The organism is Variovorax sp. Soil_C_19, from assembly GCF_057657255.1.
The window spans coordinates 153,775-168,474 of sequence record NZ_JBDGIV010000012.1 but is presented as its reverse complement, the minus strand read 5'-3'; the positions used below and the strand labels follow the sequence as shown (position 1 = coordinate 168,474).

At 69.6% G+C, this 14,700-nt stretch carries 15 protein-coding genes; 2 read left to right on the top strand and 13 right to left on the bottom strand.

Translation table 11 applies throughout. The annotated features are described in order from the left end of the window. Nucleotides 1–237: 237 nt before the first annotated feature. Both flgK and flgL read left to right on the top strand, forming a co-directional pair. Entirely contained in the window at nucleotides 238–2,196 is a 1,959-nt protein-coding gene (gene flgK / locus AC3A6R_RS21080) for a flagellar hook-associated protein FlgK (RefSeq protein ID WP_487865460.1), read from the top strand. 22 nt (nucleotides 2,197–2,218) lie between these two features. Then, nucleotides 2,219–3,427 (top strand): flagellar hook-associated protein FlgL, encoded by a 1,209-nt coding sequence (gene flgL / locus AC3A6R_RS21075; RefSeq protein ID WP_487865459.1) that lies wholly within the window; start codon nucleotides 2,219–2,221, stop codon nucleotides 3,425–3,427. Nucleotides 3,428–3,442: 15 nt separating this feature from the next. Here the strand turns inward: flgL and fliR are convergent, their stop codons facing one another. From fliR to fliF, 13 genes are all read right to left on the bottom strand, one after another. Next, the gene (gene fliR / locus AC3A6R_RS21070) at nucleotides 3,443–4,237 is read right to left on the bottom strand and encodes a flagellar biosynthetic protein FliR (RefSeq protein WP_487858609.1); all 795 of its coding nucleotides are present in this window, start codon (nucleotides 4,235–4,237) and stop codon (nucleotides 3,443–3,445) included. Then, nucleotides 4,238–4,507: a flagellar biosynthesis protein FliQ gene (fliQ, locus tag AC3A6R_RS21065; RefSeq protein WP_487858608.1), complete on the bottom strand. Its 270-nt coding sequence runs from the start codon at nucleotides 4,505–4,507 to the stop codon at nucleotides 4,238–4,240. A gap of 15 nt (nucleotides 4,508–4,522) precedes the next feature. Next, a complete protein-coding gene (gene fliP / locus AC3A6R_RS21060) occupies nucleotides 4,523–5,284 on the bottom strand; it encodes a flagellar type III secretion system pore protein FliP (protein WP_487858607.1) in 762 nt (253 codons plus the stop codon). Then, the gene (gene fliO / locus AC3A6R_RS21055; protein ID WP_487858606.1) at nucleotides 5,284–5,778 is read right to left on the bottom strand and encodes a flagellar biosynthetic protein FliO; all 495 of its coding nucleotides are present in this window, start codon (nucleotides 5,776–5,778) and stop codon (nucleotides 5,284–5,286) included. The genes fliP and fliO overlap by 1 nt, the downstream gene beginning before the upstream one ends. Beyond that, nucleotides 5,775–6,248, bottom strand: a complete 474-nt coding sequence (gene fliN / locus AC3A6R_RS21050) for a flagellar motor switch protein FliN (protein ID WP_487858605.1) — start codon at nucleotides 6,246–6,248, stop codon at nucleotides 5,775–5,777. Before fliN ends, fliO begins: the two co-directional genes overlap by 4 nt. Next, the gene (gene fliM / locus AC3A6R_RS21045; protein ID WP_487858604.1) at nucleotides 6,241–7,242 is read right to left on the bottom strand and encodes a flagellar motor switch protein FliM; all 1,002 of its coding nucleotides are present in this window, start codon (nucleotides 7,240–7,242) and stop codon (nucleotides 6,241–6,243) included. Before fliM ends, fliN begins: the two co-directional genes overlap by 8 nt. Nucleotides 7,243–7,265: 23 nt before the next feature. Further along, complete coding sequence (fliL, locus tag AC3A6R_RS21040; RefSeq protein ID WP_487858603.1) at nucleotides 7,266–7,772, bottom strand: flagellar basal body-associated protein FliL; 507 nt, start codon at nucleotides 7,770–7,772, stop codon at nucleotides 7,266–7,268. A gap of 119 nt (nucleotides 7,773–7,891) precedes the next feature. Further along, on the bottom strand, nucleotides 7,892–9,214 hold the full coding sequence (locus AC3A6R_RS21035; protein WP_487865458.1) for a flagellar hook-length control protein FliK: 1,323 nt from the start codon (nucleotides 9,212–9,214) through the stop codon (nucleotides 7,892–7,894). Nucleotides 9,215–9,225: 11 nt separating this feature from the next. Further along, entirely contained in the window at nucleotides 9,226–9,681 is a 456-nt protein-coding gene (gene fliJ / locus AC3A6R_RS21030) for a flagellar export protein FliJ (protein ID WP_487858601.1), read from the bottom strand. Nucleotides 9,682–9,713: 32 nt separating this feature from the next. After that, the gene (gene fliI / locus AC3A6R_RS21025) at nucleotides 9,714–11,144 is read right to left on the bottom strand and encodes a flagellar protein export ATPase FliI (RefSeq protein ID WP_487858600.1); all 1,431 of its coding nucleotides are present in this window, start codon (nucleotides 11,142–11,144) and stop codon (nucleotides 9,714–9,716) included. Continuing rightward, a complete protein-coding gene (fliH, locus tag AC3A6R_RS21020; protein WP_487865457.1) occupies nucleotides 11,128–11,847 on the bottom strand; it encodes a flagellar assembly protein FliH in 720 nt (239 codons plus the stop codon). The genes fliI and fliH overlap by 17 nt, the downstream gene beginning before the upstream one ends. Next, nucleotides 11,834–12,829, bottom strand: coding sequence for a flagellar motor switch protein FliG (gene fliG, locus AC3A6R_RS21015; protein WP_487858598.1), 996 nt, complete (start codon nucleotides 12,827–12,829; stop codon nucleotides 11,834–11,836). Before fliG ends, fliH begins: the two co-directional genes overlap by 14 nt. Beyond that, nucleotides 12,826–14,541 carry a flagellar basal-body MS-ring/collar protein FliF gene (gene fliF / locus AC3A6R_RS21010; protein WP_487865456.1) on the bottom strand — a complete coding sequence of 572 codons (1,716 nt, stop codon included), beginning with the start codon at nucleotides 14,539–14,541 and terminating at the stop codon, nucleotides 12,826–12,828. Before fliF ends, fliG begins: the two co-directional genes overlap by 4 nt. Between the last annotated feature and the right edge of the window lie 159 nt (nucleotides 14,542–14,700).

The following is a 14,700-nucleotide window of genomic DNA, read 5'->3' as shown; positions in this document are numbered from 1 at the left end:
GGACCAGGTGACGCAGCAGAACGCGGCGCTGGTCGAAGAGGCCGCGGCCGCCGCGCAGTCGATGCAGGAGCAGGCCGAGAGCCTGGTCGCGTCGGTCAGCGTCTTTCGCCGCGCCGCCTGAACGCAAGCCGCGAAAGGCAGCCTTCAACTTCCGCGCGGCCTGCCGATAAACAAAGCACAAGGGCATCCCAAACGCTGCCCTCGCCCCCAACAAGAAACGTTCTACAGGTAACACCCATGTCGATGTTCCAAACGGGCCTGTCCGGCCTCGGCGTTGCGCGTGCCGCGCTCGTGACCACCGCGCACAACACGGCCAATGTCTACACCGTCGGCTACAACCGGCAGACGGCGATCGTGTCCTCCAACGGCGGCACCGCGAGCGGCGCCGGCTTCATCGGCGGCGGCGCGCGCGTCACCACGGTGCAGCGCAGCTATGACCAGTACCTCACGGCACAGCTCAACGGCGCCGAGTCGCGCAGCGCCGCGCTCGCGAGCTATGGCTCGCAGATCAACCGCATCGACTCGCTGCTGGCCGATAAGACGGCCGGCCTCACGCCGCTGATGCAGAAGTTCTTCGCGAGCGTGCAGGACGTGGCCAACACCCCGGCCGACCCGGCAGCGCGCCAGCAGCTCATCAGCGCCGCGCAGACCCTGGCCAACAAGTTCCGCGCCACCGACCAGTACCTCACCGACCTGAACAGCTCGGTCAACGAACAGATCAAGGGCAGCGCCGGCCAGATCAACACCTACGCCACGCAGATCGCCAGCCTCAACCAGCAGATCAGCCAGCTCAGCGCCATGGCCGGCGGCCAGCCGCCGAACGACCTGATGGATCAACGCGACCAGCTGGTGGCCGACCTCGGCAAGATCGTCGACGTCAAGGTGCTCGAGCAGCACAGCGGCCAGTACAACGTCTTCATCGGCAACGGCCAGTCGCTGGTGCTCGGCGACCGGGCCGCCAAGATGCAGGCAGTGCCCTCGGCGGCAGATCCCACGCGCATGTCGATGGCGCTGGTCGGGCTCACGGGCACCGTCTCCGAGCTCAACGACAACGTGTTCACGGGCGGTTCCCTCGGCGGCCTCATGGCGTTCCGCGCCGAGACGCTCACGACCTCGCAGAACGCCATCGGCCGCCTGGCCATGGCCCTGGGTGCCGAGTTCAACAAGCAGCACCAGCTTGGCGTCGACCTCAACGGCGCGCTCGGCGGCGACTTCTTCTCGATGGCCGAGACGGGCGTGTTCTCGAACGCGCGCAATGGCGGCAACATGGTGCTCGGCGCCACCGTGAGCGACACCTCCCAGCTCACCACCAGCGACTACGCGGTGCAGGTCAAGGACGTGGCCGGCACGCTGACCTACACCGTCACCCGCCTGTCGGACAAGCAGGTTCTCGGCGACTACACCGCGTTGCCGGTCAGCTTCGACGGCGTGAGCCTGTCGATCGCGAGCGGCGCCGCGCAGGCGGGCGATTCGTTCCTGGTGCAGCCCACGCGCAACGGTGCGCGCGACATGGACGTGCTGGTGCACGAAACCGCCAAGATCGCCGCCGGCTCGCCGCTGGTCACCGGCAACACGGTCGGCAACAAGGGCACCGGCGCGCTGGGCCCGGCCGTGGTCGACGCCGCCTACCTCGCCACGCCGCTGGCCGCGGGCGTCACGCTGGCCTACGACGCCACGGCCAGCACGCTCTCGGGCTTTCCCGCCGGTTCCGCGGTCACGGTGACGCTGGCCGACGGCAGCGCCAGCACCTACGCGGCCGGCACCGCCGTGCCCTACACCGCGGGCGCCACGATCCGCTTCGACGGCGTCGAGGTGAAGCTCGGCGGCGCGCCCGCCCATGGTGACACCTTCACCATCGGCAAGAACACGGGCGGCGTCTCCGACGGCAGCAACGCGCTGCGCCTCGGCGCGCTGCAGCGAAAGAACGCGATGGACGGCGGCACTTCGACCTTCAACGCCGGCTACACCAAGCTCGTGAGCGAGGTCGGCAACCGCGCCATGGAAGTCCGCGTGGCCGAGCAGACGCAAGCGAGCGTGACGGGCCAGATCCGCGCCAGCCGCGATGCGATCTCGGGCGTGAACCAGGACGAGGAAACCGCCAACCTGCTGATGTACCAGCAGATGTACCAAGCCAATGCCAAGGTGATCCAGACCGCATCGAGCATGTTCGACGCGATCCTCGGCATCCGCGGCTAGCCACACACACCCAGGAGCCGCGATGCGCATCAGCACCCAATCTTTCTATGCCCAGAGCCAGAGCGCGATGGGAACCCAGCAACAGAAGCTGTTCCGAATCCAGCAGCAGCTCGCCGCGGGCACCAAGTTCCTCACGCCGGCCGACGATCCGGTGGCCGCTGCGCGCGCGCTCGGCGTCAGCCAGTCGATGGCCGAATCGGCGCAGCTCACGTCGAGCCGCAGCCGCGCAATGCTCTCGCTCTCGCAGGAAGAGACGGCGCTGAAGTCGGCCACCTCGATCATGCAGAGCATGAAGACGCTCGCGGTGCAGGCGGGCAACGGCACGCTCTCCGACGTCGACCGCGCAACGCTCGCGACCACGCTGCAGGGCAACCTCGACCAGCTCGTGAACGTGGCCAACGCCGACGACGGCAACGGCCAGTTCCTGTTCGCGGGCTTCAAGAGCGCGAGCCCGCCATTCGTGAACGACGCGAGCGGCATCCGCTACATGGGCGACCAGGGCCAGCGGCTGATGCAGATCGACGTGTCGCGCCAGATGGCCGCCACCGACGACGGCCGCAGCGTGTTTCAGTCGGTGCAGGGCGGCGCGGGCTACGTGACCTCGGCCGCGGCCGGCAACACCGGTTCGGGCGTGTTCGGTTCGGTCGGCCTGACCGATGCCTCCGCCGCGCACTACGGCAAGGACTTCACGATCAGCTTCACCGGCGGCAACTACACCGTCTCGACCACCGACACGCCCCCCGTGGTCGCTGCCAGCGGCCCCTATGTGGCCGACGCCCCGATCTCGTTCGGCGGCATGCAGATCAAGATGAGCGGCACGCCCGCCGACGGCGACACCTTCCAGGTCGCCACCGCCCGCAATGCCGGCACCGACATCTTTGCCGCCATTGGCGACATGATCACCGCGCTCAAGCAGCCACTCGCCGGTGGCGGCGACGCGGCCCAGGCACAGCTGCTCAATGCGTTGAGCACCTTCAACGTCAAGGTCACCAATGCGCACGACAACGTGCTGACGGTGATCTCGTCGGTGGGTTCGCGCATGAACGAACTCGATGCGCTCGCCAACGGCGCTGCCGCGCGGGCTTTGGTCGACAAGGCCTACCTCTCCGAGATCGAAGACCTGGAGCCGGCCGCCGCAATCTCCGAGTACCTGCAGCGCGAGACCTCGCTGAAGGCCACGCAGCAGACCTTCGCGCGGCTGCACAGCATTGCGCTGTTCAACTACCTGTGACGGAAGGCGTGGCCTTCAGGGCCGCAGCGCCTGCGTGAGCCGCAGCACGTTGTCCAGCGCTTCGGCAAAGCGCGGCTCCAGGAACGCGCCGAGCTGCGGGATCAGCAGCTGCATCATCCCGATGCCCGCGAGCAGCGTGAGCGGAAAGCCGACCGCGAAGATGCTGAACTGCGGCGAGGCGCGGTTCAGGATGCCCATCGCGAGGTTCAGCGTGAGCAGCGCGGTCACGAGCGGCAGCGCCAGCATCAGCCCGTTGGAGAAGATCTGCGCGCCGGCCGACACCAGGAAGAACCAGCCCCGCGCCGCCAGCGGCGCATCGGCGATCGGCAGCGTGTGGAAGCTCTCGGCCAGCGCGGCGACCATGAGCAGGTGGCCGTCGAGCGCCAGGAAGATCAGGATCGCCAGCATGTGCATGAAGCGCGCGATCACCATCGTGGCGCCGCCGGCCATGGGGTCGAAGAAGGAGGCAAACGACAGGCCCATCTGCAGGCCGATGTATTCGCCCGCGGCGAGCACGGCGGCGAACACCATGCGCATGGTGAAGCCGATGGCCGCGCCGATCAGCACCTGCTGGATGACGATCCACACGCCACCGGCCGACACGATCGGCACCTGCGGCATCGGCGCGAGTGTGGGCGCGATCGCCACCGCGAGCAACACCGAGATCGCCACTTTGAGGTTGCGTGAGACACCCGGCTCCCCGAACACCGGTGCGGTGCTCACGAGCGCCAGCATGCGGATGAAGGGCCAGAGAAAAGCGGTCAGCCAGGCGGCCAGCTCCGCCGAAGTGACGGAGAAGATCGCGGGCATCTAGGCGACCAGTTGCGGAATGCTGGAAAAGAGCACGCGCATGTAGTCGAGCATCTGCCCCAGCATCCAGGGCCCGGCGATCACCAGCACAGCGAACACCGCGAGCAGCTTGGGAATGAAGGACAGCGTGGCTTCGTTGATCTGCGTGGCGGCCTGGAAGATGCTGATCACCAGGCCCACCACGAGCGCGACGATCAAGAGCGGCGCGCCGAGCAGCAGCGAGACGTGGATCGCCTGGCTGCCCAGGGTCATGACGGATTCGGGCGTCATTCGAAAAATCTCTCTCTAGATGTAGAAGCTCTGGGCCAGCGCGCCGATCAGCAACTGCCAGCCATCGGCCATCACGAACAGCATCAGCTTGAACGGCAGCGCGATCGAGGCGGGCGGCACCATCATCATGCCCATCGACATCAGCACGCTGGCCACCACGAGGTCGATGATCAGGAACGGGATGAAGATCGTGAAGCCGATCTGGAACGCGGTCTTCAGTTCACTGATCACGAACGAGGGCAGCAAAATGCGCAGCGGCACGTCCTCGGGGCCCTGCATCTCGGGCGTCTTGGCGAGCCGGGCGAACAGCGCCAGGTCGTTCTCGCGCGTCTGCTTGAGCATGAACGACTTGAAGGGCGCGATGCCTTTCTCGAGCGCTTGCTCGGCGCTGAGCTTGTTCTGCGAGAACGGCACATAGGCCTCGTCGTAGGCCTTGTCGAACACCGGCGACATGACGAAGAAGGTCAAAAAGAGCGACAGCCCGACCAGCACCTGGTTCGGCGGCGACGACTGCGTGCCGATGGCGGTGCGCAGCAATCCCATCACGATGAGGATGCGCGTGAAGCTGGTCATGCTCAAGAGCAGCGCCGGCAGGAACGACAGCGAGGTCAGCATCACCAGCGTCTGCACGCTGAGCGACCAGGTCTGGCTGCCGCCCGGGCCGGGCGTGCTGGTGACGCCGGGCAGGCCCTGGGCGATGGCCGCGGCGGGCAGCGCCAGCGCGAGCAGCATCAGCGCGGCGCCGCCGAGGCACCGCCGAACAATGGGGGTTCGCATCATCGGCCCGGTTGCGGCTTGAGGCCGAGCGATTCGCGCAGCTTCTGCGCGAACAGGTTGGCCGCGCCCGCGATGCGCAGGTCGCGCGTGTCTGCCGAGGCCGGCAAGGCGGTGCCGCCTGCCTGCGCGGGCAACGAATGCAGCGTGTTGACCTGGCTCGCCGTGACGCCGAGCACCAGCCAGGTGCTGCCGACTTCGACGACCACCACGCGCTCGCGCTGGCCGACCATGGTGCTGCCGACCACCTTCACGAGGTGGCCGCTGCCGAGGCGCTGCAGGCCGAAGCGGCGTGCCGCCCAGGCGCACAGGAAGATCAGGCCCAGCACCACGAACATGCCGAAGCCGGCCTGCAGCAGGCTCGAGGCGCCGACCGCGGGCGCCGCGGCGCTTTCCACCGGCGTGGGCACGGTGGGCAGCGCGGCATGCGCGGCCAGGCCCCATGCGGCGGCGGTCACCGCGGCCGCAGTCCGGCACCATCTGGCGAAAGGCATCATGAGCGGCCGAGCTTCTGCATCCGCTCGGACGGGGTGACGATGTCGGTCAGCCGGATGCCGTACTTCTCGTTCACCACCACCACCTCGCCCTGCGCGATCAGGTAGCCGTTGATCAGCACGTCGAGCGGCTGGCCGGCGAGGCCGTCGAGCTCGACCACCGAACCCTGCGACAGCTGCAGCAGGCTCTTGATGGTGATGCGCGTGCGGCCGAGCTCGGCCGTGAGCTGCACCGGGACGTCGAGGATGCGCTCGACGTCCACCGGATTGCCCGCGCCGGGCGGCGTGGCATGCAGCGGCTGGAAGACGCGGGTGCCAGCCGGTGCGGCCACTGGGACGGGCGCACGGGCCGGCGCCGCTGCGGGGGCAGGAGCGGGAGCGGGTGCAGGCGCCGGTGCGGAAGCGGCGGTCTGCTCGGCCAGCGCGCTGGCCCAATCGTCCGCATCGCTGGAGGATGAAGTGTTGTCAGTCATGGTCGTTCTTCGGATCGCTGTCTTGGTGGGAGATCATCTGCAGCACGCGCAGCGCATAGCGTTCGTTCGACACGCCGTAGCCGCATTCCATGACCGGAATGCCGTCGACGCGCGCGGTGATCGACGAGGGCAACTCGATGGGCAGCACGTCGCCGGCCTGGAGCTTGAGCACCTCGCCGATGGTCGAGGGCATGGTGATGAATTCGGCGGAGAGCTCGACGTCGGCGCTCTGCATCTGCTGCGACATCTGGCGCACCCAGCGCTTGTCGATCTCGATCTCGTCCTGCACCGGATTGGAAAGCAGGTCGCGGATCGGCTCGATCATCGAATAGGGAATGCACACGTGCAGGAAGCCGCCCACAGGGCCGAACTCGATCTGCAGCGTGGTGGTGATCACCACCTCGTTCGGCGCGACGATGTTGGCCAGCTTGCCGTGCATCTCGGCGCGCACGTAGTCGAAGGCGAGCGGGAACACCGGCTGCCAGGCGTCGCCGTAGCACTGTAGCGTGAGGTTCAGAAGGCGCTTGATGATGCGCTGTTCGGTGCGCGTGAAGTCGCGGCCTTCCACGCGCACGTGGTAGCGGCCGTCGCTGCCGAACAGGTTGTCGACCACCAGGAACACCAGCTTCGGGTCGAACACGAAGAGCGCGGTGCCGCGTAGCGGCTTCAGGTGCAGCATGTTGATGTTGGCGGGCACCGGCAGGTGCCGCACGAACTCGCCGTACTGCTGGATGTGGATCGGTCCGACCGAAATGTCGGGGCTGCGGCGCATGAAGTTCAGCAGCGAGCTGCGCAGGTGGCGCGCGAAACGCTCGTTGATGACTTCGAGCGTGTGCATGCGCCCGCGCACCACGCGGTCTGGCGCACCGAGGTTGTAGACGGGCAGGCCGTCCGCGCTGCTCGCCGCGCCGTCGTTCTGCTCGCTCCCGCCGCCGGTGACGCCCTGCAATAGCGCGTCGACCTCGTCCTGGGAGAGCACTTGTTCATAGGCCATGGATCGCCGGTTCGTGAAATGGGTTACTGCACCATGAAGGTGCTGAAGGAAACGCCTGCGATCTCCTGCGGCGGGCTGCCGGCGCCGAGCGGGCGGCTCAGGTCGAAGCGGATCTCCTCGGCGAGCCGGGCCTTGTCCTCGGTGGTGACCAGCGACTCGGGCGGGCGATTCGACAGCAGCAGCAGCAGGCGGCTGCGCACTTCGGGCATGAACTCGACGATGCGTGTCTTGGTCTGTTCGTCGCGCACCTTGAGCGCCATGCCCACGTGCAGGAAGCGCGGCCGGCCGTCGGAGCGCACGTTCACCGTCACCGGCTCGAGCGTCACGAAGATCGGCTTCTCGGGCACGGCAACGGCCGCAGCGGCGGCCGGGGCCGGCGCGGCGCCTTCGCGCGGGCTCATCAGGTAGTACACGCCGCCGCCGGTCAGCACGGCGGCCAGCGCCACGCTCAGGAGCACGATCACCAGCTTCGATGAACGGCCGGTGGCGGGGGGAACGGTTGGAATTGCGGCGGTAGGACTGGTGGCCATGTTGGAAGCTGCGAAACGAATCGGGTTCGGACTATTTTTTGCCAGGTGAGCGGCAAACGAAGGGCTGATCAAGCGCGGAAAAAGGCCTCAGATCCCGCGTTCGCCTCAGGCGAAGGTGTTCAGACGAAGGTGTCGACGGCGGCGTTGGACCTGCGCTGCGCGGCAGCGGTCCCAAGGGGCGCGGCCTGTGCGGCGGCAGCGGCCGCCTCCGAGCCGAAGGCCGGGCGGTCCGCGCGGCGCGCGGACGCCTGCTGCTGTTGCTGCTGCTGCTGCGCATCCTGGCCGAGGGTGCCGCCCTGTCCCGGCGAGTGGTGCGCCTCGGCGCCGACCGAAGCTTGGCCGAGGCTGATGCCGCTGTCGGCCATGCTCGCGCGCAACTGCGGCAGCGCCGCTTCCACCGCGCGGCGCACGCTCTCGTGGGCCGAGAAGAACATCGCCTGGGCCTGGTTGTCGGCCATCGACAGCGTCACCTTGAGCGGGCCGAGGCCGGCCGGGTTGAGGTTCAGTTCGGCCACCTGGTAGCCCGCGGCGCTCATGCGCAGCATCTGCTGGCCGATGGCGCGGCCCCATGCCTCGCTGCCGACCGACGGCTCGACCGTGAGGGTCGGCGTGTGGACCGAGGCCGGCGGCACGCTCGTGCGCGCACTGTCGACCGCCATGGAAGGCGGCGAGCCGAGCACGATGGAGGCGGCGGGCGTCGCCGGCCCCTGCGCCGGCAGCTCGGCCGCGCGCGCCACCACATCGGTGGGGATCGACGTGGCCGCGGCATCGTCCTGCGCCGGGATCGGCAGGTCGGACACCGCTGCATTCGGCGCTGCCGGACGCGCGGGGTTGGCGACAGGGATCGGCACGGCTGTGGCGTCGACTGCGTCGGCGTCGGCCTCGCCGGTCGGCTGGGCAATGGCGTCCGCCGGCATGGTGGCAGGAGCCTGGGCATCGGGCTTCGCGGCGCTGCCGTTCGCCTGCGGTGCGGTCTGGGCGAGCGCGTCGGCAGGCTGCGGCTGCGTGCTGCCCGCTGCCTCGTCGGCGGCCGCGACGGCAGTGCCGGCATCGGCTGCCGGTACATCTCCGGTTGCGGTATCGGTCACCAGCCCCGGTGTGCCGGCCTGCGCGCCGCCGGCGGCAACCGGTGCACCGGCCGGCAGCCCCGCAGCCGGCAAGCTTCCGGGCATCGGGGCGAAGAAGGCCAGTGGCAGCGGTTCGGCCGCAAGTTCTTCCCTGCGGTCGGCACCGCGCCCGGGCTTGCGCCGGGCCGCGCCTTCCAGCGCAGACCCGTCTTCGGCGGGCTGCGCGTTGCCGCCGCGCGAGCGCTCCAGCACCGCATGGAAATTGCGGCCATCGGGCTCGTCGGCGCTGCGGCCGCGCGCACCGGAGGCACTGGAGGAAGAAACGGGCGAGGCCGCCGTGCCGGGGCCGAAGGAAGGGGCGATGGAAGTGGACATGGCGAAAGGAATCAGGATGTCGGTTGGATCGCTCGGTCGAAGAATTGGCGCGCCGCGCGCTCGTCGCTGTCGCGCTGCTCGCGCCGCGCGCCGGCCACCAGCTCCTGCCGGCGCAGCCGCTCGGCCAGCGCATCGAAGGAGTTGAGGCGCCGCTTGTGGTGCTGCCATTCGTTGCGCCCCAGGTCGAGCCGGCTCGCGGCCTGCGCCACGATGGCGCGCTGCTGCTGGATCGCGCCGTCGAGCGTGGCCAGGAAGTTGCGGTAGTTGTGCCACTGCGCGGACGGCAGGCCGCCCTGCATCAGCACGTCGAGCTGCTGGCTGTAGTCCTCGCGGTACTGCAGCAGCAGGTCGAGCTTCTCGCGCGCGCTGACTTGCGCGTTCTGCAGCACGCCGAGCTGGCGGGCGGCGTCGTCGGCCTTGGTGCGCGCCAGGTCGGTGAGCGTGTCGAGCGGAAGTTTGTGGGCCATGGTGGTTCCGGGAGATAGGGGTGGCCGCCCGGTCAGGCAGCCGGGAAGATGTCGCTCATGCGTGCGATCGCTTCGGCATAGCCGCAGCGCTCCTGCATCGGCTGCTGCAGGAAGGCCTCGATGCGCGGATAGAGCGCGATCGCCTGGTCGAGCTGCGGATCGTGGCCGGGCGCGTAGGCGCCGACGCTGATCAGGTCGCGGTTGCGCTGGTAGCGCGACAGCGCCTGCTTGAAGCGGCGCACGGTCTCGAACTGCGACGGCTCGATCAGCGAGGTCATCGCGCGGCTGATCGAGGCCTCGATGTCGATGGCCGGGTAGTGGCCGGCCTCGGCCAGCGTGCGCGAGAGCACCACGTGGCCGTCGAGGATGGCGCGCGCCGAATCGGCGATCGGGTCCTGCTGGTCATCGCCTTCGGACAGCACGGTGTAGAAGGCGGTGATCGAGCCGCCGCGGCCCTCGGCGTCGCGCGCACCGTTGCCCGCACGCTCCACGAGCGCCGGCAGCTTGGCGAACACCGAAGGCGGGTAGCCCTTGGTGGCAGGCGGCTCGCCGACCGCGAGCGCGATCTCGCGCTGCGCCATCGCATAGCGGGTGAGCGAATCCATGATCAGCAGCACGTCGCGCCCCTGGTCGCGGAAGTACTCGGCCAGGCAGGTGGCGTAGGCAGCGCCTTGCAGGCGCAGCAGCGGCGAGTTGTCGGCCGGCGCAGCGACGACCACCGCGCGCGCCAGGCCTTCCTTGCCGAGCGTGTGCTCGATGAATTCCTTCACTTCGCGCCCTCGCTCGCCGATCAGCCCGACCACGATGACTTCGGCGCTGGTGTAGCGCGCCATCATGCCGAGCAGCACGCTCTTGCCGACGCCCGAGCCTGCGAACAGGCCCATGCGCTGGCCGCGGCCGACGGTGAGCATCGCGTTGATCGCGCGCACGCCCACGTCGAGCACCGAATCGATCGGTGCGCGCGTCAGCGGGTTGATCGGCGGCGACGACAGCGGCACCTTGCGGCTGATGTCGAGCGGCCCGAGGCCGTCGAGCGGACGGCCGACCGCGTCGACCACGCGGCCGAGCATGCCTTCGCCCACCGGCAGCCGCTTGGCATGCGCCTCGCCGGGGGCCGCGCCGGCGGCGGGCCATGCCGCACCGGGGCGTGCGAACACGCGCGCGCCCGGCAGCAGGCCGGCCACTTCGCTCTGCGGCATCAGGAACAGGCGGTCGCCCGCGAAGCCGACCACTTCGGCCTCGGCATGGCGCTGCGCATGGCCGGGCGGCAGTTCGATCAGGCAGTCGCTGCCGACCGGCAACTGCAGCCCCACGGCTTCGAGCACCAGGCCCACGGCGCGGGTCAGCCGCCCCGAGGTGGCGATGGTCTGGCAGCGGCCGACCTCGGTGCGCGCCTGCGCGAGCGTGGCCTGCCACGACTGGAGATGCGGGTTCGACGACATGGCTTCAGGCACCCTCGGCATCGGCGTGCGACGAGAAGGCGCCCACAACGCGCTTCCAGCGGGTTTCGAGCGTGGCGTCCATCTCGCCGCTCGCCGAGCGCACGCGGCAGCTGCCGCGCGCGAGCGTGTCGTCGGCGCGCAGCTGCCAACCGGCGGCCTGCAGCTCGCCGCCGAGGCTGTTCTTCACCAGCGCCACGTCGTCGGGATGCAGCAGCAGGCGCGGCTCGCCCTGCAGCGCGGGTTCGGCATGCAGCAGGTCCTGCACCAGCGCGAGCACCCATTCGGGCTCGGTGCGCAGCGTGCGGTGGACCACCTGCCGCGCCACGTCGAGCGCGAGCGCGAGGATCGCTTCGGAGAGTTCGCTCTCTGCACTGCGCAGCGCCGCGGGCAGCGAGGCGGCCAGTGCGCGCAACTGCTCGGCATGGGCGCTCGCGCCCGCGAGCCCGGCGGCCAGCCCTTCGGCGTGGCCTTCGGCATGGCCCTTGGCCCAGCCCTCGCGGCGGCCCTCGGCTTCGCCGGTGGCGCGCGCTTCTTGCCGCAGGCGCTGGAGCTCGGCTTCGCGTGCCAGCGCCGCCGGGTCGCGGCGCGGTGCCGCCGGCTTCGGCGCCGGCGTCTGCGCCGTGCGCACATCGGTCTCGAGCGAGCCCATCTCCCAGCGCTGCCAGGCCGACAGGCGCGGGCGCGTGGAAGCGAACGCGGAGGAGGAGGTGTCAGACGAATTCATCGGTGCCCGGGGTGGAAACGACGATGTCGCCCGCGTCGGCCAGGCGGCGCACCACCTGCAGGATGGCCTTCTGCTCGGTCTCGACCTGCGAGACGCGCACCGGGCCGCGCAGTTCGATGTCCTCGCGCAGCGTTTCGGCCGCACGCTGCGACATGTTCTTGAGGAACTTCTCGCGCAGCTCGGGCGCCGAGCCCTTGAGCGCGACGATGAGCGAGTCGGACTCGATGTCCTTGAGCAGGCGCTGGATGTAGCGATCCTCGAGGTCGAGCAGGTTCTCGAACACGAACATCTCCTCGACGATGCGCTGCGCCAGCGCTTCGTCGTGGGCGCGCACGTGGGCGATGGCTTCTTCTTCCTGCGCGCTGTTCATCAGGTTGACGATCTCGGCCGCGGTGCGTGCGCCGCCCAGGCGGCTGCGCTTCAGGCCTTCGCCCGAGAGCATTTCGGTCAGCACGTCGGTCAGTTCGGCCAGCGCCGCGGGCTGCACGCCGCCGAAGGTGGCCACGCGCAGGATCACGTCGTGGCGCAGGCGCTCGGGCAATTTCTCGAGCACTTCCGAGGCCTTCTTGCGCTCGAGGTGGACCAGCAGCGTGGCGAGGATCTGCGGATGCTCATCGCGCACCAGCTCGACCACTTCGCTGGCTTCGAGGTCGTTGAGCCGCTCGATGCCGCCATGCGGCTCGTCGGGCTGCAGGATGTCTTCGAGCAGGTTGCTCGCCCGGTCGTCGCCGAGCGCCTTGCGCAGCACGGCGCGGATGTAGCTGCCCGAGCCCAGGTGCAGCGCGGAGAGCTGCTCGGTCTCGAGCCGGAACTCGGCCAGCACGGCCGCCAGTTCGTCCTTCGAGACCTGGCTCAGCTTGGCCATCGCGACGCCCAGCGCCTGCACCTCGGTGGCGGGCAGGTGGTGCAGCGTGGCCGCCGCGCGGTCCTCGCCGATGGACATCAGCAGAATCGCGGCCTTTCGGGTGCCTGCATCGCTCATGAGTTCATCCAGTGCTTGATCAAGGTGGCCACCAGGCGCGGGTCCTGGTCGGCGGTCTGGTGCGCATAGTCGAGGTCGGCCTTCTGACGCTCGGCTTCGCGCAGCCGCGCGTTGTGCTGCGCGGCCTGGGCCTCGTCTTCAGCCGGGTCGCCGGTCGGGATCGGGCCGGGTACGACGGGCGCGGCGACCACTGGCGGGCCGAGATGCTTGCGCAGCAGCGGACGCGCTACGGCGAACCAGGCAAAGAGCGCGAGCACCGCGAACAGCAGGTACTGGGTCGCCGTCATCGCGAGCCCGAGGTTGGCGGGGTCGCGCCAGAACGGCAGCTCGGGGCCGGCCTGTTCGTCGTGCTCGCGCGCGAAGGCGCTGTTGACCACGTTGAGCGAGTCGCCACGCTCCTGGCTGAAGCCCATGGCTTCCTTCACGAGGTTGCGGATCTGCTCGACCTCGGCCGGCGCGAGCGCGCGCTGCACCCGCTTGCCGTCGGCGTCGGGTGCGTCGCGGTGGTTCACCACCACGGCCACCGACAGCCGCTTGACGCCGCCTGCCGCCTGCTGCACGTGGCGGATCGAGCGGTCGAGTTCGTAGTTGGTCGTCACGTCCTTGCGCGAGCTGCCCGGGCCCGACAGGGCCGAAGCCGCGGTGGTGGCCGCGGCGGCGCCCGGCGCGGCGGCCTGTGGATTGGCGGGCGCGTTCGGCGGCGTGGTGCCGGGTGCGGTGATGGGGGCGGTCGGCGTCTGCGGCGGCTGGTTCGACAGCGCACCGGGCACGCCGCCCGGCGGCGTCATGCCCTGCTGCAGCGACTCGCTCGAGGTCTGGCTGCGGATCGCCGGCGCGCGCGGCGCCTGGTTGGGGCTGTAGCTTTCCTCGGTGCGTTCGACCACCGAGAAGTCGATCTCGGCCGCGACCTGCGCACGCACGTTGCTCGCGCCGAGGATCGGCTGCAGGATCGCCTCGATGCGGCGGATGTAGCCCTGCTCGATCTCCTGCGCATACTTGAGCTGGCTCACGTCGAGCCCGCGCGCGCCCGCATTGGCGGCCGACAGCAGGTTGCCGTGCTGGTCGACCACGGTCACGCTCTTGGCATTGAGTTCGGGCACGCTGCTGGACACCATGTGCACGATGGCGCTGACCTGGCCTTCGTCGATGCCGCGGCCGCGGTGCAGCGTGAGCACCACCGAGGCCGACGGCTTCTTCTGGTCGCGCACGAAGAGCGACGCCTTGGGCAGCGCCAGGTGCACGCGCGCCGCCTCGACCGAGCCGATCGATTCGATGGAGCGCGCGAGCTCGCCCTCGAGGCCGCGCTGGTAGTTGACCTGTTCGGCGAAATGGCTGGTGCCGAACTTCTGGTTGTCGAGCAGTTCGAAGCCCACCCCGCCGCCCTTGGGCAGCCCCTCGGCCGCGAGCTTGAGCCGCAGTTCGGGCACCTTGTCGCTCGCGACCAGGATCGCGCTGCCACCGGCGGTGAACTTGTAGGGCACGTTCATCTGCTGCAGCGACGCGATGATCGCACCGCCGTCGCGGTCCGACACGTTGGTATAGAGCACGCCGTAGTCCGGCGCGCGGCTCCAGAGCATGAACGCCGCCGCGGCGGCCACGATCGCGGCGGCGCCGACGATCAGCGGCAGCTTCGGCTGGGCGCGCAGGCGCTCGGTGAACGCCGAGGCGGAGGAGGGCGCCATGCCGGCGCCCGCGGGCGCCGCCGGATTCATCGGGCGACCTCCGGCCGGCGCAGCTGGGTCTTGGAGGGGGACGGGAAGCTTGGATGTTCTGGAGTCATGCCGAGGGGCCGTGTGTGGTCGGGCGGGCTTGGGGTACGGCGTTGATTCTCAGCAGGCGCGCCATATTCGATTGGCCGAACAACCGGGGTT